Origin of the sequence: Bradyrhizobium zhanjiangense, from assembly GCF_004114935.1 — a bacterium.
Taxonomy (GTDB): domain Bacteria; phylum Pseudomonadota; class Alphaproteobacteria; order Rhizobiales; family Xanthobacteraceae; genus Bradyrhizobium; species Bradyrhizobium zhanjiangense.
The window spans coordinates 5641973-5665291 of the sequence record NZ_CP022221.1 but is presented as its reverse complement, the minus strand read 5'-3'; the positions used below and the strand labels follow the sequence as shown (position 1 = coordinate 5665291).

General features: G+C 64.1%; 23 protein-coding genes and 1 pseudogene. 11 read left to right on the top strand and 13 right to left on the bottom strand.

What is annotated here, in order from left to right; genetic code table 11:
• The first annotated feature begins 132 nt into the window (after positions 1–132).
• Positions 133–1571 (top strand): annotated as a pseudogene (locus XH85_RS27180) (IS1182 family transposase).
• Between the two features lie 195 nt (positions 1572–1766).
• Positions 1767–2738 (top strand): ABC transporter substrate-binding protein, encoded by a 972-nt coding sequence (locus tag XH85_RS27175; protein ID WP_164940442.1) that lies wholly within the window; start codon positions 1767–1769, stop codon positions 2736–2738.
• 150 nt (positions 2739–2888) lie between these two features.
• Here XH85_RS27175 and XH85_RS47445 read toward each other — a convergent pair whose 3' ends face one another.
• Positions 2889–3023 carry a hypothetical protein gene (locus XH85_RS47445; protein ID WP_276484491.1) on the bottom strand — a complete coding sequence of 45 codons (135 nt, stop codon included), beginning with the start codon at positions 3021–3023 and terminating at the stop codon, positions 2889–2891.
• A gap of 67 nt (positions 3024–3090) precedes the next feature.
• Positions 3091–3324: a hypothetical protein gene (locus tag XH85_RS27170; RefSeq protein WP_128934264.1), complete on the bottom strand. Its 234-nt coding sequence runs from the start codon at positions 3322–3324 to the stop codon at positions 3091–3093.
• Positions 3325–3482: 158 nt separating this feature from the next.
• Here XH85_RS27170 and XH85_RS27165 point away from each other — a divergent pair, with 158 nt between their 5' ends.
• Positions 3483–4214: a Crp/Fnr family transcriptional regulator gene (locus XH85_RS27165; RefSeq protein WP_128934263.1), complete on the top strand. Its 732-nt coding sequence runs from the start codon at positions 3483–3485 to the stop codon at positions 4212–4214.
• Between the two features lie 85 nt (positions 4215–4299).
• Complete coding sequence (locus tag XH85_RS27160; RefSeq protein ID WP_128934262.1) at positions 4300–4527, top strand: hypothetical protein; 228 nt, start codon at positions 4300–4302, stop codon at positions 4525–4527.
• 55 nt (positions 4528–4582) lie between these two features.
• On the opposite strand, the gene XH85_RS27155 is transcribed toward XH85_RS27160, so the two are convergent.
• The 10 genes from XH85_RS27155 to lptF all read right to left on the bottom strand — a co-directional run bounded on the left by XH85_RS27155 (position 4583) and on the right by lptF (position 14354).
• Positions 4583–4771 (bottom strand): hypothetical protein, encoded by a 189-nt coding sequence (locus tag XH85_RS27155; RefSeq protein ID WP_091892838.1) that lies wholly within the window; start codon positions 4769–4771, stop codon positions 4583–4585.
• A gap of 3 nt (positions 4772–4774) precedes the next feature.
• Positions 4775–4966 (bottom strand): hypothetical protein, encoded by a 192-nt coding sequence (locus XH85_RS27150; protein WP_128934261.1) that lies wholly within the window; start codon positions 4964–4966, stop codon positions 4775–4777.
• Positions 4967–5201: 235 nt separating this feature from the next.
• On the bottom strand, positions 5202–5438 hold the full coding sequence (locus tag XH85_RS27145; RefSeq protein WP_128934260.1) for a hypothetical protein: 237 nt from the start codon (positions 5436–5438) through the stop codon (positions 5202–5204).
• 155 nt (positions 5439–5593) lie between these two features.
• On the bottom strand, positions 5594–6652 hold the full coding sequence (locus XH85_RS27140; protein ID WP_128934259.1) for an alcohol dehydrogenase: 1059 nt from the start codon (positions 6650–6652) through the stop codon (positions 5594–5596).
• A gap of 72 nt (positions 6653–6724) precedes the next feature.
• Positions 6725–7582 (bottom strand): 16S rRNA (adenine(1518)-N(6)/adenine(1519)-N(6))-dimethyltransferase RsmA, encoded by an 858-nt coding sequence (gene rsmA, locus XH85_RS27135; RefSeq protein WP_128934258.1) that lies wholly within the window; start codon positions 7580–7582, stop codon positions 6725–6727.
• A complete protein-coding gene (pdxA, locus tag XH85_RS27130; RefSeq protein ID WP_128934257.1) occupies positions 7582–8610 on the bottom strand; it encodes a 4-hydroxythreonine-4-phosphate dehydrogenase PdxA in 1029 nt (342 codons plus the stop codon). The genes rsmA and pdxA overlap by 1 nt, the downstream gene beginning before the upstream one ends.
• Complete coding sequence (locus XH85_RS27125) at positions 8610–9536, bottom strand: SurA N-terminal domain-containing protein (RefSeq protein WP_164940441.1); 927 nt, start codon at positions 9534–9536, stop codon at positions 8610–8612. The genes pdxA and XH85_RS27125 overlap by 1 nt, the downstream gene beginning before the upstream one ends.
• 68 nt (positions 9537–9604) lie before the next feature.
• Positions 9605–12091, bottom strand: a complete 2487-nt coding sequence (locus XH85_RS27120; RefSeq protein ID WP_164940440.1) for an LPS-assembly protein LptD — start codon at positions 12089–12091, stop codon at positions 9605–9607.
• Positions 12091–13188, bottom strand: coding sequence for an LPS export ABC transporter permease LptG (gene lptG / locus XH85_RS27115; protein ID WP_128934254.1), 1098 nt, complete (start codon positions 13186–13188; stop codon positions 12091–12093). The genes XH85_RS27120 and lptG overlap by 1 nt, the downstream gene beginning before the upstream one ends.
• The gene (gene lptF, locus XH85_RS27110) at positions 13185–14354 is read right to left on the bottom strand and encodes an LPS export ABC transporter permease LptF (protein WP_128934253.1); all 1170 of its coding nucleotides are present in this window, start codon (positions 14352–14354) and stop codon (positions 13185–13187) included. Before lptF ends, lptG begins: the two co-directional genes overlap by 4 nt.
• A gap of 337 nt (positions 14355–14691) precedes the next feature.
• On the opposite strand from lptF, the gene XH85_RS27105 reads away from it, so the two are divergent.
• From XH85_RS27105 to XH85_RS27095, 3 genes are all read left to right on the top strand, one after another.
• The gene (locus XH85_RS27105) at positions 14692–16191 is read left to right on the top strand and encodes a leucyl aminopeptidase (RefSeq protein WP_128934252.1); all 1500 of its coding nucleotides are present in this window, start codon (positions 14692–14694) and stop codon (positions 16189–16191) included.
• Positions 16188–16640, top strand: coding sequence for a DNA polymerase III subunit chi (locus XH85_RS27100; protein WP_128934251.1), 453 nt, complete (start codon positions 16188–16190; stop codon positions 16638–16640). Before XH85_RS27105 ends, XH85_RS27100 begins: the two co-directional genes overlap by 4 nt.
• Before the next feature lie 164 nt (positions 16641–16804).
• Entirely contained in the window at positions 16805–17296 is a 492-nt protein-coding gene (locus tag XH85_RS27095; RefSeq protein ID WP_164935075.1) for a hypothetical protein, read from the top strand.
• Positions 17297–17507: 211 nt separating this feature from the next.
• Here the strand turns inward: XH85_RS27095 and XH85_RS27090 are convergent, their stop codons facing one another.
• Positions 17508–18428, bottom strand: coding sequence for a LysR family transcriptional regulator (locus tag XH85_RS27090; RefSeq protein ID WP_128934249.1), 921 nt, complete (start codon positions 18426–18428; stop codon positions 17508–17510).
• Positions 18429–18554: 126 nt separating this feature from the next.
• On the opposite strand from XH85_RS27090, the gene leuC reads away from it, so the two are divergent.
• From leuC to XH85_RS27070, 4 genes are all read left to right on the top strand, one after another.
• Complete coding sequence (leuC, locus tag XH85_RS27085) at positions 18555–19979, top strand: 3-isopropylmalate dehydratase large subunit (RefSeq protein WP_128934248.1); 1425 nt, start codon at positions 18555–18557, stop codon at positions 19977–19979.
• Entirely contained in the window at positions 19976–20584 is a 609-nt protein-coding gene (gene leuD / locus XH85_RS27080) for a 3-isopropylmalate dehydratase small subunit (RefSeq protein WP_128934247.1), read from the top strand. Before leuC ends, leuD begins: the two co-directional genes overlap by 4 nt.
• 66 nt (positions 20585–20650) lie before the next feature.
• A complete protein-coding gene (locus XH85_RS27075) occupies positions 20651–21973 on the top strand; it encodes a 2-hydroxycarboxylate transporter family protein (protein WP_245473577.1) in 1323 nt (440 codons plus the stop codon).
• Positions 21974–22168: 195 nt separating this feature from the next.
• Positions 22169–23059, top strand: coding sequence for an alpha/beta fold hydrolase (locus tag XH85_RS27070; RefSeq protein WP_245473800.1), 891 nt, complete (start codon positions 22169–22171; stop codon positions 23057–23059).
• Positions 23060–23319 lie beyond the last annotated feature (260 nt).

Below are 23319 nucleotides of genomic sequence, written 5' to 3'. Positions count from 1 at the left end.
CCCGTGCAAACCTCGGCTGACGAACGTAGACCGGATGCGGCTTTCAGAAAGGTAGACCGCCGACCTTGACCCTGGCTGTGTGAAAACGCTGGGCTGCTGTTATGATTCTCCTGTGATTCTATGGGGGAATCGATGAGGCGCTTCGTTGAAGAGGCGGATCGTGGGCAGCGGACGCTGTTGCCTGAATGCCTCGATGATTTCATTGACGAGAACAACCCTGTTCGCGCGATCGACGAGTTTGTCGATGCGCTTGATCTGGCCGAGATGTGCTTCGGCGGAGTTGCGCCGGCGGCGACTGGCCGGCCGTCGTATCACCCCTCGGTTCTCCTGAAGCTTTACATCTACGGCTATCTGAACCGGGTACAGTCAAGCCGGCGGCTGGAACGAGAGGCTGGACGGAACATCGAGGTGATGTGGCTGCTGGGTCGGCTTGCTCCTGATCACAAGACGATCGCGGACTTCCGCAAGGACAACAGCGTCGGGCTGCGTAAGGTCTGTGCGCGTTTTGTCGAGCTCTGCCGCGGATGGGTCTTCTCACGACGGCGAGCGTCGCCATCGATGGGAGCAAGTTCAAGGCCGTGAACAACCGGGACAGGAACTTCACGCGCGCGAAGGTGGAGCGGCGGCGTGCTCAGTTGGAGGAGAGCGTCGCGCGCTATTTGAGCCAACTTGACACGGCCGACCGACAGCAGCCGAGCGAGGCGCTGGCGGCGAAGGTGACGAGGCTTACCGAGAAGCTGACGAAGCTGAAGGGGGAGATGGGCAAGCTTGCTGCCTATGAGAAGCAGATGCTTGCTTCGCCGGATCAGCAAATCTCCCTGACCGATCCGGATAGCCGTTCGATGGCAACCAGTGGCCGCGGATCCGGCGTTGTCGGCTACAATGTCCAAGTCGCCGTCGATACCGACAATCACCTGATCATCACGCATGAGGTGACGAACAGCGGCTCAGATCGGGCACAACTTGCCAATATGGCCAGGCAGGCGAAGGCTGTTCTGAAGGCTGAGACGCTCGAGGCCGTTGCCGATCGCGGCTACTTCAGCAGCCCGGAGATCCTCGCCTGCCACGAGGCCGGCATCACGGTAACTCTGCCTAAGCCGATGACTTCGGGCGCCAAGTCGGACGGACGCTTCGGTAAGCAGGACTTTGTCTATTTGCCGGAGGAAGACGCCTATCGTTGTCCGGCCGGGGAGCGATTGCCGTATCGCTATACAAACGAAGAAGCCGACAAGATGCTGCGGCGATACTGGACCAGCGCCTGTAAGAATTGCTCGATCAAACCCCAGTGTACGCCCGGGTCAGAGCGACGGATCACGCGATGGGAGCACGAGGATCTGCTCGACGCCGTGCAGCAGCGGCTCGATGCGAACCCGCTCGCTATGCGCCTTCGTCGCGAGACTGTCGAGCACCCGTTCGGCACGATGAAGGCACGCATGGGAGCAACGCACTTCCTGACCAAAACCCTCCCAAAGGTAGCCGCCGAGATGGCCCTCTCGGTTCTGGCCTACAATCTGACCCGAGCAATGAATATCCTCGGGATCAGGCCGCTGATCGCCGCGATCGCGGCCTGAGACCGGACCAGTTTTGGCAAGACTGATGGTCCTGTAAGGCCGTTTTTACACGGCCAAGACCCATCTCGGACATTGGGACGCAGCTTCGGAGATCCGATTATTTGCTCATTCTCACTCGCTGTCTCGCCGCAAAGTGCTAGGCTTTGGACACGACGGGCGTTTCCTCCGTGGTGCTCAATGAGACGGCGCGAGTTCATGGGGCTGATCGGCGGCGCGGCAGCGACGTGGCCGCTCGGCGCGCGTGCGCAGCAACCGGCAAGGTCGGTCTACCGGGTAGGGTATCTCGCGAGCGCGTCGCGGGAGCAAACACTTCGTAATGTTGGAGCCTTCGAAGCGGGCCTGCGGAGCCTTGGCTACCGCGTCGGCGAGAATGTCGTCATCGAGTACCGTTTTGCCGACGGAGACATGGGGCGGCTGGCGGCGCTTGCCACAGAGGTGGCCGGGCTCGGCGTGGATGTCATCGTTTCCGGAACCAATGCCACCACGGTTGCCGCCATGAAGGCAACCAGGACGATCCCGATCGTGATGGCCAACAGTGCCGAGCCGGTCAGTGCCGGACTTGTTGCCAGTCTGGCGCGCCCGGGTGGCAACGTCACCGGGTTCAGCTCGGAGCCCGGCGATGAGATCAACGGCAAGCGGCTCGAATTTCTGAAGGACATTCTGCCGAACCTCTCGCGTGTGGGCATTCTCTGGAATCCGGACTTTGCGCCCAATCAGGACCGGCTGACGTCGCTGCGGGAAGTTGCCCAAGCGCTGGCATTGACTCTTGTCCCGGCCGAGGCGCGCGGGCCGGACATACTTGAACAAGCGTTCGCGACAATGGTGGGAGAACGCGCGCAGGTGCTTCTCGTGCTGAGCGATGGGGTGCTGTTCAACCATCGCGGCCTGATCGGCGTCATGGCCGTCAGAAATCGGCTGCCCGCAATCTCTGCCGTGAGAGAATACGCCGAAGCGGGCTTCCTCTTGAGCTACGGGATTGACTTACCAGATCAGTTTCGCCGGTCTGCGACCTTTGTCGACAAGATTTTTAGGGGTGCGAAACCTGGCGAATTGCCAGTCGAACGGCCGACCAAGTACGAACTTGTTATAAACCTCCAGACCGCCAAAGCACTCGGCATCAACATGCCACCGACCGTGCTGACGTGGGCCGATGTCGTGATCGAATAGGCACCATGACGTCGCTTATTGGCCTCTCGGCCGAACTGTCTATAAGCCGTCGCAAAGGCCGGTCTCGGAGGAGAGCCGGACCTGACGACTGAGCCCTATCCGCGTCTCGCCCCGCTGGAGGCGGGGCGAGATCGTTGCTCCCAGAGCAACTCAGATGAGGAAGTCGGTCGGGTTCAGGCTCGCCGTGTGGACGCCGTCGAGCGTGATGGCGTCGCTCGCCGACAGATGAATCACGGCATCGCCGGCGGCATTGTCGCTGACCAGGTTCGATCGCGTCCAGAACATATCACGTTCGAGGCTCCGGCCACCAAGCCGGGGCCTTTTCGATGCGGCATGAGACTCGGTGCGCGCCTCAGCCGTCGCGAGGCGCTTCGACAAAGCGCCGGGAGAGCTTTGCGAGGGTTCGGTCGGAGACGGGCGCGGCGCGGAACTCGCGGATGGCGCGGGCGAGCTCCTGATCCGACATCGGCCGCACCGGCTCGTTCAACGTTCCCTTCAGGAAGGCGTCGTTGATGCTGTCCAGATGCTCGCTTCGCTCCGACGCGAACAGGCGGCGGATGCGCTTAAGGATCGCAGTAGGGCTCATGAGATGGGCGGCTCGGTTCGCTGGGTGATGGAGGGGAGGAAGCGATCCGGTGCCGTTGCAAACCGGTTAGCAACCTGTGCTTCCGACTTGCGTTCTAGTTCGCTGAATACCGGCCAGATGTATCATTTGATCGAACCGGTGCGATTTTTGGCGGCCGCATGGATAAAGCCCACGACGTGCTGATCCGGAACCTGTGGGAGCACACCGCGCTGGCGGAGGAGGATGTCGCCGAAATCCGGGCGCTCACCTTCACGGTTCGCGACTTTGCGCCGAACGAGGATTTCATCCGTCAGGGCGATGAACCTGAACATTCGGCGCTGGTCGTCTCCGGCATGGTCGCGCGCTACCATCTGCTCGGCAGCGGGCGGCGGCAATATCTCGCGTTCCATCTCACCGGCGATCTTCCGGACGCGCAGGGCCTGTTCATCGATGAGATGGATCATGGGCTGAGTGCGCTGGGGCCGGCTTCGATCGCCTTCATCCCGCATCGCGAATTGTTCGCCGCCTTCCGACGGCGGCCCACTCTCGGGTTTGCCGTCTGGCGCGAGACGCTGCTCGATGCCGCGATCTTTCGCGAGGCCATCACCAACAACAGCGCCCGTCCCATGCAGGCGCGCATGGCGCACCTGTTCTGCGAGCTGTTCTATCGCGCCCGCGCCGCGCAGCTGGTCCGCGGCAATCGCTGCCGGATGCCGATCAGCTTGGCCCAGCTCGGCGAGACGCTGGGCATGGCGATTGCGACCGTGAACCGGACGCTTGCCGATCTCAGGCGAAGCGAAGCCATGGACCTGCGCGACGGTGAGCTGATCGTGCTGAAATGGCGCGAATTGCAGCGGCTCGGCGATTTCATCCCGGCGTATCTGCATCTGAAGCGTCAATCGGCACTGTGACGGCGTGTGCGCCAGTGCGCGGTCCAGCTCGGGCTGGGAACAACTCTCTCCCGGGCACGTCATTCATGAAACGAGGGAGATGCCCATGAAAGCGCTCATCGCAGCGATCGCGTTTGCCGCCATGACCGGGGCCGTGATCGCTCAGAATACCGGGCCCGCTCCGCAGAGCGGCATGGAAAGGCCGGAGAACACCAACGGCGCCACCGAGAAAGGGGCGATGGATACCACCGGCATGAATGCAAATCACGCAAAGCGGCCCGGCATGAAGGATATGTCCAAGGGAGAGAACAGGACCGACGGCAAGAAGAAATAAGGGTGCAGGCGTGGCCAACGCCATCCAAGCCGGTCTTGCAATTGTATCACCTGTCTCATTCGCGCGCGCAGCAATCGACCAGCGCGCGCCAGATGCGTTCGATCTGCAAGGTCCTTTGACGTTCGAAGACGGCATCGTCCTCCGCGCGAGGCGGCGTTGCGGTCCGCGTGTCGCGCGGCTCAATCCAGCGCTCCGAAATGGGATCGTACCATCGGCCGGGAGTCGTCACGTCCAACACCTTCATCGTCTACCCCATGCGCCTGTTGCTGGTGTTCTGGGTGAGGTTGCCATGCGCAGCCTGCTCACGAATGTTCTGCTTCTCGTCGTCGCGGCGACCCTTGGTGGTGTCGACGGGAACTGACGGCGCGCTGCCGGCGCCCTTGGGACTCCGGTTCTGCTCGGGAACGGGGCGCACCGTTTTCGTCAACGGCTTCGTCATGCGCATCGACTCCATCGTTGCCTGATGTGAGATCAACGCAATGAACGTTCGCGACGTTCCAAATGGTGCTGTTACGTTCTAAAGCGTTCTAAACACGATTGAACTCTGTTCTTGGCCGGAGAACTACGGGCATCGGGCGCCGGCTGCACGTGGCGGCCTGTTCAGGAGCGAACACATCTGCGACGGCGATCGGCGCCGCAGATGCCGAGCGAAGACCATTGTCCAAGCCGTGCGTCTATCCAAGCCGTGCTTCGCGTTCGTCCGGCGAGCAGCTACGCGCGGCGTGCTCGCGGTAGCGGGCGATCGCCCTGTTGGCGAGCATCAACGGCCGGCGCTCGCCGGTCTTGAGCTGCGCCTCGATGGCATCGAGGATGACGTTTGCGGACTCATCCGGCGGACCGAGCTCGCCGCTCTTCTCCAGGAAGCTCCAGGCAATGAAGAATGCGTTCTCGACGGTGCAGCGAATGGTCATGCGCTGCCAACGCCGTGCAGCCGCGCCCGTTCCGCACGCGGGGTCGTATCCCGGACCAATACGTGTCAGCGGAACCCCGGCCGTTGATCGCGCCACGGACGCGGCGGCGACGGCGTTGGTTACGCCGGCGCTTGATTCGCGGGTTTCAGCGCATCTCAGTTCTTGAGCACGATGCGACCGACCACCTTGCCGGCGCGCAACTCATCGATCCATTTCTGGACGTCGCCCATCGGCTCCTCGCGCATCGGCGTTGGCTTGATCTTGCCGGCGCGTGCCAGCGCCATCAGCTCCTGGGCTTCCGCGAGCGTGCCGACCATGAAGCCCTCGATGGTCATGCGCTTGTAGACCCATTGCACCATCGGCAGCGTGAACTGGCCGCCCATCAGGCCGGAGACCACGATCTTGCCGCCGCGTGCGGCGACCGCGACGGCAAACGCCATCGACTTCTCGTTGCCGGCGAAATCGACGATCTCGTCGAAGCCGCCCTCGGTCTCCTTGAGGATGCGCTTGATCACGTCAGGCTCGGCCGGATCGTAGGCGGTCGCGGCGCCGTTCTTCAGCGCGGTCTCGCGCGCGGCCGGTGAGAGGTCGGCGACCGTAATCGGCTGCTTGAACATCGCCTGGGCGAACGACAGGCCCATCATGCCGACGCCGCCGAGCCCGATCAGCAGGAGGTTGCGCTGGCGCGGACGGTCGACCAGACGCTTGAGCGCGCCGTAGGCGGTCACGCCGGAGCACATCAAGGTCGCGGCCTGATTGACGGGCAGGGGATCGTAATCGAGCAGATATTTGGCGTCGGGCACCAGCACATGGGTGGCAAAGCCGCCGTCGATGGAGACGCCGAGGAAGCGCTGCTTGACGCAGAGATTCTCGTCGCCGTTCTGGCAGTCGCGGCACTGGCCGCAGCCGATCCACGGAAACACCGCCTTCTTCGCGCCGACGAGTCCGGCGGGAACGTCGGGGCCGACTTCATCGACGACGCCGGCGATCTCATGGCCGAGCGTGAAGGGCAGCGTCATGCCGCGCGTGGTGTCGAGCTTCTTGCCGCCGCCGAGATCGGCGTAGCCGTCCTGGATATGCAGGTCGGAGTGGCAGAGGCCGCAGCGCTCGATGCGCACCAGCACCTCGCGACCTTGCGGCTTGGGCGTGTCGACGATGGTCTCGCACAAGGGCGCGTCGAACTTGACCAGGGACTGCCTGCGCATCAGCGCCATATTCTTTCCTCCGAAATTATCTCATTGTTTGAGCATGATCTGTTTCGGAAAACCGCTTCACACTTTTCCGGATCATGCTTCTTCGCTTCGTATATTGGCCAATTCACAGGCCATGGCAACAAAGCCCGCAATCGGAATGGTCTCCGCGCGACGGGTCGCATCGACGCCGGCAGCTTGCGCGAGCTGCGCGGGATCGACGCCCAGCGACTTCAGGCTTTGCCGCAGCATCTTGCGGCGCTGGCCGAAAGCTGCGGCTGCGACCTGCTCGAGCAGCCTGCGATCGCAGGCCAGAGGTTCTGCGCGCGGCTTCAGCCGCACCACGGAGGAGGTGACCTTCGGCGGCGGCACGAAGGCGGAGGGCGAAATGTCGAACAGGATCTTGGTCTCGCAGCGCCAGTTGGCGAGCACGCCGAGCCGGCCATAGGCCTCCTCGTCCTCATGCGCGACGATGCGCTCGCCGACCTCGCGCTGGAACATCAGCACCATCATCTCGTACCAGGGCGGCCAGGGCTCGATCGTGAGCCAATTGATCAGCAGCTGGGTCGCGATGTTGTAGGGAAGGTTGGCGACGATCTTTGCTCTTTCGCCATCGAGCAACGGACGCGGGTCGAGGGTCATGGCATCGCCATGTACGATCTCCAGCCGGCCGGGATAACGCGCGGCGATATCCCGTAGCGCCGGGATCGCGCGATCGTCATGCTCGATGGCGATGACGCGCCTCGCGCCGAGCGCGAGCAAAGCGCGCGTCAGCCCGCCCGGGCCGGGGCCGATCTCGACGATGGTGGCATCCTCGAGCGGCGCGGCGGCGCGCGCGATGCGCGCGGTGAGATTGAGGTCGAGCAGAAAGTTTTGGCCAAGTGATTTGCGGGCCGACAGCGCATGCTGGCGGATGACCTCGCGCAGCGGCGGGAGGTCGTCGATCGCGCTCATCAGAGGTCTTCTTCAGCCGCCATGCGGCTGGCGAGCCGAAGCGCCGCGATCAGGCTCGCCGGATTGGCCTTGCCGGTGCCGGCGATGTCGAAGGCGGTGCCATGATCGGGCGAGGTGCGGATGAAGGGCAGGCCGAGCGTGACGTTGACCGCGTCGTCGAAAGCGACCGTCTTGATCGGGATCAGCGCTTGGTCGTGATACATGCAGACCGCGCAGTCATAGGTCTGTCGCGCAGCCTCGTGGAACATGGTGTCGGCAGGCAGCGGGCCCCTGGCCTCGATGCCGTCGTTGCGCAGCGCTTTCAGCGCCGGCGCGATGATGGTCTGCTCCTCGTGGCCGAGCGAGCCGTCCTCGCCGGCGTGCGGATTGAGGCCGGAGACCGCGATGCGCGGCGCCGTGATGCCGAAGCGGGATTTGAGCTCGGTTGCGACGATGCGAACAGTCGAGACGATCAGCTCGCTCGTGAGCTGGGCCAGCGCCTCGCGCAGCGAGACGTGAATGGTCACCGGCACCACGGCGAGCTGCGGCGACCACAGCATCATCACCGGCTGCGGGACGTGGCCGTCCATCGCGGCGAGCTCGGCGAGGTATTCGGTGTGGCCGGGATGACGGAAGCCTGCGCGGTAGAGCACGCTCTTGGCGATCGGATTGGTGACGACGGCGCCGGCGCGGCCCTCGCGCACGTCAGCGACCGCCTGGCGGATCGAGGCGAGCGCGGCCGGCGCGCTCGATGCGTCGGGCTTGCCAGGCTCGGCCGTGGCATGCTCGCCGGTGGCAACCACGGGCAGAGCCTCGGTGAAGGCGGCCTCGGCCTCGCCTGGGCTCACCGCGGCGATCCTGATGTCGGCGCCGAGCGCCTTGGCGCGTCGGGCGATCAGCGCCTCGTCGCCGAGCAGGTAGAAGGCGCGCAGGTTCAGCTCACGGCGCCTGAGCCAGGCAGCGATGGTGATGTCGGGGCCGATGCCGGCGGGCTCTCCCAGGGTCAGGGCGAGGGGTTTTGCCGGGCGCGCTGCGGAAGGCTCGGCCATCAGCGGTTGCGATATTCGATCATCGCCGCCTTGCGGAGCTCTTCGAGATAGGCCTTCTGGGTCTTCTCGTACTTCTCCTGATACATCTTCTCGCGGACCTCGCGTTTCTTCGGCGTGTCGATCATGGTCGGCTTGCGCGAGCACAGCACCACCATCTCGATGCCGGCCTTGGTTACTTCGGGCGCGGTCAGATGGCCGATCGGCGTGTCGTCGAGCACCTTGCGCAGCGCCTCGGGTAGTTCCGCGGTGGTCTTGGTGATGCTGTCGCGGATGGTGGCGTTCGGCGTCGAGCGGAACAGCGAGTTGGCTTCCTCGCAGCTTCCGACGCGCGCGCGATAGCTGTCGGCTTCCTTCTTGCGTGTTTCAAGGAACGCCGCGGACGAGCCGCGCGGCACGATCAGCACGATCGGCTGCATCTTGTATTCGGTGCCCTCGATCTGGAGCTTCTCGCCGCTCTGCGCCTGCACGGCCTGCGCGACGTCACGCTCGCCGACGAGCAGCTTCTCCTTGTAGCGGCCGCGTACGAGGCTGGTCCAGACCATCTCGGACTTCATGCGGCTCTTCAGCGTCTCGGGGCGCACGCCCTTGGATTCGAGCGACTTGGTGAGCTGCTCCGGCGTGATGCGCATGCGCTGCGCCATGCCCTCATAGGATTGGTTGATGTCGGAGACGCCAGGATCGACCCCGTACTTCTTGCCTTCCTTCATCTTCACCTTGTCGTCGATCAGCTCGTTGATGACCTGCTCGCGGCTCGGCGCCTTCTGCGTCGTGAGCTGGTCGAGCTTCGAGCGCTGCTCGATGTCGAAATCGGTGATCGGATCGCCGTTGACCATGACGACGATGTTCTGCGCCCGCGCCGGCGCACCGACCAGGAACAGGACGGCGAGGACGAGAAGGGGGCGGAAGATAGGCAACGGAATCGTCATGGTTATCGCTCGCATGTCAGCTGCGTCGAGCCTGTGGTGAGGCAAGCGCGGCCAGCACTTCAAACCGCTCACTGGAGGCCCGAGGAACCGCTGGTCGTCGACGAGGTCGCCAGCGTGCGCAGGCCGATCTGGAACATGAACGCGTGGCTCAGCACGGGCGGTGCACTGCCCGCGGAATAGCTATAGGAAGTTACATAGTTCGCCGCCAGCACGAAGCAATCGTCGACATAGCCGGCGCCGAGCACATACTGGTTGATCTTGTTGGCCTCCAGATCCCAGCGGGCCGAGCCCGACACCACCCAGTTGGAGGCGACCTTGAGCGAGCCTGTCGTCAGGATGCCCTCGCGGCGGGTCAGATAGCCGAGTTCCGGCTGCGCTGCGTAATTGCCGTAGAGCACGGCGACCGACCAGCGATTGAAATTGGCGCGGCCTTCCGCCTCGAAACGCTGGACGTTCCAGGTCTGCTCGTCCATGCGGGAGCGGACGCTGAATGTATAAGTGCTGTTGGGTGAGTAGCTGGCGCTCGTGACGTAATCGGAACGCGGCTTGTCGAGACCGGAATTGAGGCCGGTATTGATGGTGTCCTGGACCGCGAAGGAGTTCAGGCCGAACAGGTGGTAGGACTGGCCGAACAGCACCTTGACGGCGCCGCCCTTGTCGAATTGCGTGGTGGACTGCACGCCGACATTGGCGCGGCCGCCGCCCTCGACGCGGTCGTAGCCGGAGAACTTGTCGACGCTGAACAGGTTCGAAGCGTCGAACACCATGCTCTGGGCGTCCTCGTTCGGGAGCTTGCCGGCATAGGTCTCGTTCGGCCGGATGATGATCTGCGCGATCGGCTCGACGGTGGTCGAGCCCCAGGGCTGAATGTTGATGAAGGGGTAGCGGTATTCCAGGCCCACGGTCGGCATCAGGCGGAACGCCTGGGTATCGCCGACGGGCAGGAAGTTCGACACGCCCGGCTGGTTGGAGACCGAGGAATTGATCGCGTCGGCGCGCAGACTGGCGAACGGCGTCCAGATCTGGCCGAACGGATCGGTGAAGGACTTGCGCCACTGCGCTTCCGCGGTGAGGCGGGTGTAGGTGCCGGGGAAGCCGCGCAGCAGGCACTGCGAAGGCAGACGAGCCAGCGGATCGGCCGACGCCGTCGTGCACAGGCTGTTGGTGTTGGCGGTCGTCGTGATCGGATCGAACACCGACCCGTCACGCGACAAGTTCACGAAATTGGTCTTGTAGCTGAACTCGCCGCCGAAGACGGGATAGTTGAGCACGTTCGAGTAGTCGATCACCGGATAGACGATCGGCACCTGGCTCTGATTGCCCGAATAGCTCAGCCAGTACATCGTGCGCGCATCGAAGAAGCTGCGATTGCCGACGCCGGTCAGATAGAGCTGCGACAGCGCTTCCGTCGGCAGCAGCAGGAACGAGCCGAGCGGATCGCGGTACTGATAGAGCCGATAGTCCGAGAAGAAATAGTAGTCGGACATCAGGACGCCGTCCCAACCCCAGACCCATTTGTCGTTCAGCGCGAACTGACCCTTGGTGTCGACGGCGCCGCGGAATTGGCGGTCACCGGGCTGCCCGGCGAACGCTCCCGGATCGAGCTGGTCGATGCCATAAGCGCGGATCTGGTAGGCGCCGTCGATCAGGCGCTGCCGGAATTCGCCCTGCAGCATCACGCCTTGCCGCGACATGAAGCGGGGCGTGATGGTTGCGTCCATGTCGGGCGCGATCGCCCAATAGTAGGGAATTTCGGCGCCAAATCCGGTGTTCGTCGTGCCCGGGAAATAGCCCGGCATCAGGAAGCCGGACTTGCGCTTCACGGTCGGGTCGGGCGTCGAGAAATAGGGCATGTAGGCGAGCGGCACGCCGAAGAATTCGAGCTGTGCCGTCTCGAAATACAGCATCTTCTCCTGCTGGTCGTGGATGATGCGCGCACCCTTGACCTGCCACAGCGGCGGCTTCTTCGGATCGTCCTTACACGGCGCGCAGGCGGTGTAGACGCCGTTCTCGAACACCGTGTAATTGCCGCTGGAGCGGTCGGCGCGGCTCGCGGCCATGCGGGTCTGGTCGGCGGTATCCACGCGCAGCGAATCGACGAAACCGTCGCGGTAATCGTCGGAGAGATCCATGATCTCGGCATAGGTGATCTTGCCGTCGGCATCCGTCATGCGGATGTTGCCTTCGGCATGAAGCCGCTTGGTCTTCTGGTCGTAGATGACCCTGTCGGCCTCGACGCTGGTGCCGTTGTAGAACAGCTGGACGTTACCGACCGCGGAGACGCGCGAGTTGTTGTAGTCGTAGTCGACCTCGGTCGCCTGCACCAGCATCTGGTTGTCGTTGGGAGCCCTCTGCGGCTTCGGACGCGGCGGCAGCGGATTATAGGTGTACTGGGCGGAGGCGGGCACCACTGCGGCAACGTCGATCAGCGCGCCGAGCGAGGCGGCAGCGGCGACAGCGAGCAGAAGCCTGCGGACGGACCAGCCGCACCCGTTCGCGCGCACCAATATGCGCCGCGTCGAACGAGACACGAGCCCTCGGTGGACGGCAGTCACTATCCGTCCTCCTGATAGAGCAAGGCCAAAAAGCCGGTGAGGCCGCCCACCACAACGGGCAACCACGCCGCAGCGATCGGATGCATCAACTCAGCCTTGCTCAAGTCCTCAGTTACTTTCGACAGGACGTAGAGCAGAAAGCCCGCGCCCACGCCACTCAAAACCATCTTCTGCACGCCGCCCATCCGGAAGAAGCGCAACGACACGGAGGCCGCCAGCATCACCATGGCCGCCAGCAAAAACGGCTGTGCCAGAAGCTTCTGATACTGGAGTCGGTATCCTGCTGTCGCGAAGCCCGAGCTTTCGGATGAGCGGATGTAGCTCGGTAGTTGCCAAAAGGACACAGTCTCGGGTGTGGAAAAGCTGTTGCGGACCTGCGCCTCGGTCAGCGTCGTCGGAATCTCGAGGCGGGCCTGATCGACCGGCGGGGAGTCCAGCGAGAAGCGTCGGACGTCCTTGAACAGCCAATGGCCGGCCTCCAGCGTCGCCTCGCGCGCCTCGATGCGTTCCTTGAAGTGCTGCTCTGTGTCAAACCGGAACAGCGTGAGGCCAGTGAGCCGGATGCCCTGCTGCTCGCTGCGCGCGGCATTGATGATGGTCTGGCCGTCGTTGGTCACCTGATTGAGCCAGAAGCCGGACGCATCCTGGATGCCGCCGCCGGGCGCCGAGCCGAACAGCTCCGCCTCCATGCGCTTGGAGAGTTCGCGCAAATTGGCCGACATCGGATTGTAGGCGACGGTGGCGATCACTCCGATCAGCAGGGCGCTGCCGAGCGCCGGCGAGATGAACTGCCAGGCCGAGATGCCGGCGGCGCGCGCGACCACGAGCTCGAGCCGGCGGGAGAGCGCGAGATAGCAGGTCATGGCGCCGATCAGCATGCAGAACGGCGTCAGCTTCTCCAGCAACTGCGGCACCCGGAATAGCGAGGTCTCGGCCACCATGATCGCCGAGGCGGATGCGAGGCCGGAGGTCTTGCGCACCATCTCGATATAGTCGACCAGCACCAGCAGCAGGAAGATGCTGGCGAACACGCCGAGCGCGGCGACCACGAAGCGGCCGGCGAAATAGCGCCCGAGTGTGTTGGTGAGCATGCTCATGCGGTGGCCGGCCGTCCGAACAGCCGCGCGATCCGCGCGTTCGATCTGTTGATGGCCTCCATCAGGCCGGGGGGCGGCTCGACCACGACGCCGCCGATGATCATCCAGAGCCCGACGCCGATCGCGCCCATGACCATCGCGTATTGCACCAGTACCGCGCCCGGCGATTTCACCGCCATCACGGAGCAGGCGAAGCCGGCCATGCGCAGGCCGAACACCGCGAGGATCGAGGAGCCGATCGAGAAATTGCGGCTCTGGCGGGTGGTGCGGGGCGCACCCAGGAACGCGAAGGTCAGCACGGCAAAAGCGAACGGATAGATCGGCGCCAAGATGCTGTCGTGCAGGGCCGAGCGGAACTGGCCGGGAATCTGCTTGTAGACGGGATCGTCCTCGGACGGCGAGAACAGCTCCCAGAGATAGCGTTCGCGGATGCCGAGGGTGACGTCGCGGCCCTGGCCGGAGAATTTCGACATGTCGAAGCCGTAACGGCCGAACGCCACCAGCGCCGGATCGCGCTTACCGGCCTCGAAGCGCTGGAGATTGCCCGTCTCCAGTACCAGGAACGATCCGGTGTCGTTCTTGACGACCTCGCCGTGCTCGGCGACGATCGAGACGCGCTCGTTCGGATCGCGGCGGTCGTCGATGAAGATGCCGGCGAGGATGCCGCCGGGCTGGCGCTCGCGGATCCGGATCGTCAGGTTCTTGTCGAGCTGGGCGAAGCGGCCGGGCTGCAGGATGTTGGTGAGCACGTCGGCAGTGATCTCGGCGTCCCACTGCTTGATCCGCCGCATGCCGTCGGGGGCAAGATAGGCCGCGATGAAGGCGACCAGCAGCGCCACCACGCAGGTGGCATAGAAGAACGGATAGAACAGACGGAATGGCGAGAAGCCCGCCGCATTCATCACGATGATCTCGGAATCGGTCGCCAGCTTGTTCAGCGTGTGCGAGATCGCGATCATCAACGCGATCGGCGAGATGATCAGGACCAGGGCCGGGATGACGAGGCTGGTGATGCCGAGGAAGGTGAGGATGGTCTGACCTTGGCTCGTCATCAGGTCGATGCCGCGCAACGCCTGCGTAATCCAGATCACGCCGGTGAGGCTGACCAGGACCAGCGCAAACGACGCCAGCGTCGTGCGGAAGATATACCTATCGATCGACCCCATGCGCTACTGCACGAATCCCACCAAGACCCCAATGCCAGCGGGAATCCGGCTGCCCGCCCCAATCCCGCAACGGGATCCCCAAGGGACGGCCAGCCATCGGTTCCGCCAGCTGACTCTCTCTACCATCCCTTTGATCCGTCAACAAAATGGCTGCCCCATGGCACCCTCAATATATGGTTAATATTTCGCGCGTTGTGGCCCGGCGGCCACGGCGGTGCTTGGCATCTGGCGGGCCGCTGGCCCATAGTACGAAAACCTCAGTGAATCGCAGTTCAGCTCCGGCCCGCGGCCGGGATCGCCGGACGGCGAAAAGTCCCATTTTTTGGAGAAGTTACCCATGTCCGATGCCGTCAAGGTCGGCTTTGTCCCGTTGTCTGCCGCGCCCCGTGGCATCCTGGTCGTGTTCTGCGACGACGGTCTGAAGCTCGGCCCGGCGACGGCCAAGGCGCTCGGCGGCGCCGCTGACCTGGTGAAGCGGGCGGCCTCCGCCGCCGCCTTCAAGGGCAAGAGCGGGGCCGCACTGGACATCCTGGCGCCGGAGGGGGTGAAGGCCACTCGCCTGATCGTGATTGGCGCTGGCAAGGCGGCCAGCCTGAAGGCGAATGATTTCCTCAAATTCGGCGGCGTGGCAGCGAGCAAGCTTCCGGCCGGGACCGCCGCCATGACCATGATGGCGGAGCTGCCCGATGGCGCCATGACGAGCGAGCAGGCGGTCGCGGTCGCCGCGGGCCTGCGGCTGCGCGCCTACAAGTTCGACCGCTACAAGACCAAGAAGAAGGACGGCGAGGAGGGCGGCTCGCGTGCCGATGTCTCGCTTGCGGTCGGCGATGTCACCGCTGCGAAAAAGGCGTTCGCCGCGGCCGGCCACGTCGTCGACGGCGTTGTCATCGCGCGCGACCTCGTCAACGAGCCGCCGAACGTGCTTTTCCCCGAGGAATTCGCGCGCCGCGCCGGCCAACTCCGCAAGCTCGGCGTCAAGGTCGAGGTGCTCGACGTCAAGGCGATGCAGAAACTCGGCATGGGCGCGCTGCTCGGCGTCGGCCAGGGCTCGATGCGGCCGAGCCGCACCGTGATCATGCGCTGGGACGGGGCCAAGAAAGGCGAGGCGCCCGTCGCCTTCGTCGGCAAGGGCGTCTGCTTCGACACCGGCGGCATTTCGATCAAGCCGGCCGGCAGCATGGAGGACATGAAGGGCGATATGGGGGGAGCCGCCTGCGTCGTCGGCCTGATGCACGCGCTGGCGGCGCGTAAAGCCAAAGTCAACGTGGTCGGCGCCATCGGCCTCGTCGAGAACATGCCCGACGGCAATGCGCAGCGGCCGGGCGACATCGTCACCTCGATGTCGGGCCAGACCATCGAGATCATCAACACCGACGCCGAGGGCCGCCTCGTGCTCGCCGACGTGCTCTGGTACGTGGCGAAGAAGGTGAAGCCGAAATTCATGGTGGACCTGGCGACGCTGACCGGCGCCATCATGGTCGCGCTCGGCACCGAGCATGCCGGCATGTTCTCCAACAATGACGAACTCGCCGACCGGCTGATCGCGGCCGGCATCGAGAGCGGGGAAAAGGTCTGGCGCATGCCGCTCGGCCCCGAATACGACAAGCTGATCGATTCCCAGTTCGCCGACATGAAGAACACCGGCGGCCGTCACGGCGGCTCGATTACCGCGGCGCAGTTCCTCCAGCGCTTCGTCGACGGCACGCCCTGGGCGCATCTCGATATCGCCGGCACCGCCATGGGTGCGCCAAAGTCCGACATCAACCAGAGCTGGGGAAGCGGCTATGGCGTCCGTCTCCTGGATCGCCTGGTGGCAGATCATTACGAGCGCAAATGACCGAAGTGCTGTTCTACCATCTGCAAAACATGACGGTGGAGAACGTGTTGCCGCCGCTTCTCGAGAAATCGCTCGAGCGCGGCTGGCGCGTCGTGGTGCAGTCGACGTCGGAAGAGCGCGCCGATGCGCTGGACGCGCATTTGTGGACCTATCGCGACGATTCCTTCCTGCCGCACGCGACATGGCGCGTGAACGATGCCGCGGACCAGCCGATCGTGCTGGCGATCGAGGCGGACAACCCGAACGGCGCCAATGTGCGATTCCTGGTCGACAGCGCCGCGCTGCCGCAGGACGCGGAGGGCTACGAGCGCATGGTGCTATTGTTCAACGGCGACGACCCGGACGCGCTTGCGCTCGCGCGGAGCGCCTGGACGGATTGCAAGGCGCGGGGATTTGATGTCACCTATTGGCAGGCCGACGAGCGGGGCCGGTGGCAGAAGCGGAATTAGCGCCGTTCGCAATTAATGATAATTTGCACTTTTCGAACGATGCTGGCTTCGGCCACCTTCGTGCCGCAAAGGGATGTTGGGACAATCGTTTAGGGCTGGTCCTTCACGCGGGGAATGAGTTTATCGTGCGACATCAAAAGCTTCCCGGCTCGCTCATGATTGCGTTGGCTGCCGTAGCGCCGCTGGTCGCGGGCTGCTCGGGCGCGAGCGATCTGCTGTCGAAGGACGCAGAATGGTTCCAGAAGCCCGGCCGTCTCTTCATCAAGAATATCTCGATCGAGTCGCCGCCACTCACGCCTGACAAACCGGTGGGAGCCGAGGATCTCGTCAGCGCCGACGGCGCCTGTCCCGGCATGGCGCCGCCGCCCGGGCCGGCCGATGCCAATGCATCGACCACGGCACCGGCGCCGATGGGCGGCACGGTCGCGCTCGGCCACACCGAATGCGACGTGGTGCGTGGCATCGGCGCGCCTTCGTCCGTCAACCTCTCCAACGACGCCATCGGCCGCCGCGTCGCCGTCGTGACCTGGACGACCGGTCCGCGCGCGGGCATCTACACATTCACGGCCGGACGCTTGTCCTCGATCGAGGGCAACCCCGAGCCGCAGCCGGTGCCGAAGGCCACCAAGCCGAAGCCGAAGAAGAAGTCGGCGTAAGCGTAACGCTTGCCGTTGAGGTCGCGTGCCCCGGACGCCGCGCAGCACCACAGTGATGCGCCGCTGAGCCGGGGCCCAGACTCGTGGCACGCTGGGTCCCGGCTCTGCGCAGCAGTGCAAAGAGTGCAGCAGCGCGTCCGAGACACGAGAGTGCATTGGAGCATGATCCGGAAAAGTTTGAAGCGGTTTTCCGTCTCTTGACGCAGCTCCTTTAGATCTGACGGCCGCTCCTCGCGATATGCTGCCAAAACGCCTCCGCGGCCTGCGCCAGACGAAGCTTCGGCCGGAACACGTGGATCTCGATCGGCACGAACCATTCCGCCCCGCCTGCTGCGACGATCTCGCCCGAGGCGAGCTGATCGCTGATCAGGCTCTCCGGCAGCCAGGCCATGCCGCGGCCGGCCTGGACCATCGTCACCAGCAGCTTTGCGAGATGAGAGGTAAAGGTTGTGCGCAGATGCGCGTCCAACGGCGACGTCGCGCGCACGGCTTCGAGAATTCGTCCCATGCCAGATTCAGGACGGAAGCTCAGGAACGGGACCGGCGCGGCTTGCGTTCCCGGGAGCTTGAAGCGGGGCTTGCGGCTTCGACTTGAAACCGGCACCGATGCCGGAATCAGCCTGTCGTCCCCGACATGCAGCGAGCGGAAATGCGACGGCGCCAGCGCCGTGGTCGCTGCCGGGTGGTAATGACAGAGCAGGAAGTGCGCATCGCCCGCGAGCAATATCCGCTCACAGGCCTCCATGTGGTTGGCGACCAGCTGCACGTTCGGAACGAACGCCAGCTTGGTCTCGATCCCGCGCAGCCAATCGGGAAAGAAGGTCAGCGACAGCGCGTTGGTCGAGGCGAACTTCAGCACGTCGGAGGCGCCGCGAGCCCGTTCCTGGGCGTCGAGCCGGCCGGCCGCAAGCCGGCGCAGAACGTCCTCGGCCGTCTCGCGAAAGCCTTCGCCGGCCGGTGTGAGATTGACGCTGTGGGTCGTGCGATCCAGCAGCGGCGCCCCGGTCCACACTTCCAGCGCCTGGATCCTGCGGCTCAGCGCAGGCTGCGAGCAATTCCGCTGCTCCGCGGCGCGCGAGAAGCTGCGCGTGGTCGCCACCGCGATGAAATCGTGCAGCCAGTTGATCTCCATCGCAGGTCTCCTGAATGTATTAGGTGTGCTTATGCATACTTTGCATAACGATATCAGAACACGACATTGGATTTCCAGTGTCATGGGCGGCACGGTGCAGCAAGACTTCTCTGGGAGGAAAGCGCGATGGCCGCGCGCACGCTGTACGACAAGCTGGTCGACACCCATGTCGTCCGCAATCTCGATGATAGCGGTCTCGTGTTGCTCTATGTCGACCGCACCGTGCTCAACGAATACACCAGTCCTCAAGCCTTCGCCGGGCTGCGCGCGGCTGGGCGCAAGGTCTGGAATCCGAAGGCCGCGCTGATGGTCGTCGACCACGTCAACCCGACCGCGGCTCAGCGCACCCGAGCGATGCCGGACCGAGGCGCGGCGCGGCAGGTCGATTACTTCGCCGAGAACGCCAGGGATTTCGGCATCGAATATTTTGATATCCTCGACCCCCGGCAGGGCATCGAGCATGTTGTTGCTCCGGAGCAGGGGCTCGTCATGCCAGGCATGGTGATCGCGGCCGGCGACAGTCACAGCACCGCCTATGGCGCGTTCGGTGCCCTCGGCTACGGTATCGGGACATCCGACATCGAGCACTATCTCGCGACGTCGACGGTACGCTATCGCCGGCTCAAGACGATGCGCATCCACCTGACGGGGGAGGCGCCGCTCGGCGTGACGCCCAAGGACATTGTAATGGAGGTGATCCGGCGGATCGGTGCCGATGGTGCGACCGGATATGCCGTGGAGTTCAGCGGTCCCGTCGTCTCCAACATGAGCGTCGAGGGCAGGATCGTGATCTCGATCATGATCGTCGAGGCGGGTGCGCGCGGCGTCGTGATCGCGCCGGATCAAAAGGTGCTGGATTATCTGAAGGGACGTCCGCGCGCGCCGAAGGGCGAGATGTGGGAGCAGGCGGCCAGGAGCTGGCTGATCCTGGCTTCGGATCCCGACGCTCGGTTCGATCGCGAGATCGCGCTCGAGGTTTCCGAAGTCGCGCCGCTCGTGACCTGGGGCACCAGTCCCGACCAGGCGATCGCCGTCACTGAGACCATTCCCGATCCTGGACAGCAGGCTGCGCCCGAGCGCGAGGCGGCCGCGAGGCGCGCCCTGGACTATATGGGCCTCACGCCCGGCCTGCCCATTCAATCCGTTCCGATCGACTTCGCTTTCATCGGGTCCTGCACGAACGCGCGGATCGAGGATCTGCGCGATGCGGCCGAGATCTTTCGCGGCCGCCGGGTCGCCGATGGCGTGCGTGCGATCGTGGTGCCGGGCTCGACCCAGGTCAGGGCCCAGGCCGAGGCGGAGGGCCTCGCAAAGATGTTCACCGAGGCCGGCGTCGAATGGCGGCAGTCCGGCTGCTCGATGTGCCTTGCGATGAACGACGATGTGCTCAAGCCCGGACAGCGTTGCGCGTCCTCGACCAACCGCAACTTCGAAGGCCGCCAGGGTCCTGGCGCGCGCACGCACCTGATGAGCCCGGCCATGGTGGCCGCGGCAGCCGTCACCGGACGCATCACGGATGTGCGTTCTCTCCTGGCAGGAGCACGCCAATGATTCCGTTCGGTCAGGTCACGGGCGTGGCTGCGCCCATGATGGCGCCCAATGTCGACACCGACGTCATCATGCCAAAAATGTTCCTCAAGGGCGTGGACCGCAGCGGCTTGGGCGAGGGCGCCTTCAACCTGCTGCGCTTCAGCGGCGGTAAGCCCAACGCCGACTTCATCCTCAATCGGGAAGGCTATCGCGACGCCAACTTTCTCGTCGTCGGCCCGAATTTCGGCTGCGGGTCGAGCCGCGAGCACGCGGTCTGGGGACTCCAGCAGCTCGGCATTCGCGCGCTGATCGGCACCAGCTTCGCCGGCATCTTCAACGACAATTGCGCCAACAACGGTCTGCTGACGATCTCGCTCGATGCCGATGTGGTGGCGGAGCTCGCCCGCGTCGTGGCCGACAGCTCGCGCAATGACGTCACGATCGACCTTGCTGCGCAATCGGTCCGGTTCGATCGCGGTCGCCGCTCGATCGGGTTCGACATCGAGCCGGACAGGAAAGAGGCCTTCCTGACCGGCCGCGATTTCATCGCCTCCACGCTTGTCTTCGCCGACGACATACGCGCCTTCGAGGCGCGGCATCGGGCGGAGAACCCCTGGATCGTCTGACCTGCACGACCTTGCGCGGCTCGAATCCGCGCGCCAACGACAAAACGACAAACAGCGGAGGAAGCTTTGGTAGACACAACATATCGCCCGGCCGAAGCGCCTGGCGCCGTTGCTGCAGCACATCTGGCCCGTCTCAAGGTCGGCCCGTTGCCGATCGGCATCTACGTCGCGGCCGCGCTCGTCTGCGCCGCCGCCGTCTATTCCGGCAAGCTGCCGAACGACGTGATCGGCGGCCTTTCGGTCCTGATGCTGCTCGGCTTCCTGCTGGGCAAGCTCGGCCAGACCATTCCGGTGCTGAAGCAGATCGGCGGCACCGCGATCCTGTGTCTATTCGTGCCGTCGGCCCTGGTGAGCTACGGCCTGATGCCAGAAGCCGCCTTGAAGGCGATCACGACCACGTTCCGAACCGCCAACTTTCAGTATTTCTTCATCGCCTGCCTTGTCGCAGGCTCGATCCTCGGCATGCCCTATCGGGTCCTGGTTCAGGGCTTCATTCGCATGTTCGTTCCGCTCCTGATCGGCACGATCGCGGCCGTCACCGCCGGCATCGCCGTCGGGCTTCTGTTCGGCCACAGCCCGAAGGACACGTTCTTCTTTGTCATCATCCCCATCGTCGGCGGCGGTCTTGCGGAAGGTGTCCTGCCACTGTCTATCGCCTATTCCGAGATGTTGCATCGGTCGCAAGCCGAGCTTGTGGCGCAGATGGTCCCAGCGGCGCTGCTCGGCAACGTCGTCGCGATCGTCAGCGCAGGCCTGCTGGCGCGCCTTGGCGAGACGCGGGCGGACCTCAATGGCAGAGGGATGCTGGTCAAAACCGGAGACGACGACATTCTCGGCGAAGCGCGGCCGGACCAGCCGATCGATCTCGGACTGCTCGGTGCCGGCATAGTGCTGTCGTGCGGCTTATTCGTGCTCGGCATGATTTTGGCGCCGCTCACCGGCATCCCCGGGCCGATCATGATGATCATCGCCGCAGTGGCATTGAAGCTGACCAGGTTGCTACCGGCCGAGATGGAGCTCGGCGCCTATCAGATCAACAAGTTCATGTCGACCAACCTTACTTTCGCGATCCTGGTGGCGATGGGGACATTGCTGGTTTCATGGCAGCAGCTCGTTGCCTCCTTCAATCCAGGCTACATCATGATCTGCACGACCACGGTGCTGGCGATGATCGTGTCAGGTTTCTTCGTCGGCAAGTGGCTGAACATGTATCCGGTGGAGGCAGCGATCGTGACCGCCTGCCACTCGGGCCTCGGGGGCACCGGCGACGTCGCCATTCTTGGCGCCGCGGATCGCATGGGCCTGATGGCGTTCGCCCAGATCGCCACCCGCGTCGGCGGCGCGATCATGATCGTGATCGCGACACTCTTGATGAAGTCGCTGTCCTGATACGGGCCGCGGCCTTCGCGCAGGACGAATGTTCCAGGGGAGATCTCAATGCTCGAATTCGAACAGATTGAATCATGCTCCGATCGATCAGAGACCGGGTTGACGCGCCGCCATCTGATGTCGATCGCGTTGACAACCGGTGCCCTCGGTTCGGCCATATTGGCGCCGGGTACTTTCGCTCAGGAGAATAATGCCGTGACGACCAGCGCGCTGCAAAAGTTGCTACCGGGGTTTCGACAGAAGCGCCTCAAGACCAGCGGGGCCGAGATCAACGCGCTCGTGAAGGGCGAGGGGCCGCCGCTGCTGTTGCTGCACGGACACCCGCAGACATTGGCGTGCTGGCACAAGATCGCCCCCAAGCTCGCGGAGCGCTTTACCGTGGTGCTGACCGATCTGCGCGGCTACGGCGACTCGAGCAAGCCCGACGGCGGCAAGGACAGTATCGCCTATTCCAAGCGGGAGATGGCGCGGGATCAGGTCGAAGTGATGCGCGCGCTCGGTTTTGACCGCTTCCAGGCTGTCGGCCACGATCGCGGCGGGCGCGTTCTGCATCGTTTGATGCTTGATCATCCGGACACCGTCTCCAGGGCGGTCCTGCTCGACATCGCGCCAACCGCGACGATGTACGCCAAGGTGAACAAGGAGTTCGCTACGCGATATATGTGGTGGTTCTTTCTGATTCAGCCGGCGCCGCTTCCGGAAACCTTGATCGGCAACAATCTCGAATTCTATCTGCAGACCCATATCAACAAGCAGAACAAGACGCCGGGCGCCATCGACCCGGTTGCACTCGAAGAGTATCGCCGGTGCTACACCCGCGAGACGCTGCATGCCGTCTGCGAGGATTATCGCGCCGCTGCCGGCATCGACCTGATCCACGATGAGGCGGATTCCGACAAGAGAATCGGTTGCCCGCTGCTCGTGCTGTGGGGCGGCAAGGGAGTTGTCGGGTCGAGCTACGATGTACTCGACACATGGCGCGCCAAGGCCAAGGACGTGCGAGGCGGAAGCCTGCCTTGCGGCCATTATCTGCCGGAAGAAGCACCTGAGTTGCTCCTCGAGCAGCTCAATGCCTTCTTGGCGTAACGACGGCGAGGCGTCTCGGCAGCGGTCTCCAGGATCGCTCGCCGGTCTATCTCACGCTCATGATGCTGGGGGCTCGCTGCCCGGCGAGTCCTCTGAGTGCCGCTTTCCCGGAGGCGCTGGTCCTCTTCAGGAAGGTGCTTGCGGGTCGAAGCCCTGCCGGCATTTGCGCCGGCAATGCCGCGACGGGCCTGCCAATCGACCTCACAAAAGGAAATTTAATTCAATCGCTAAGGGCAAGGTGCTTTAATACCGGTCCTGTG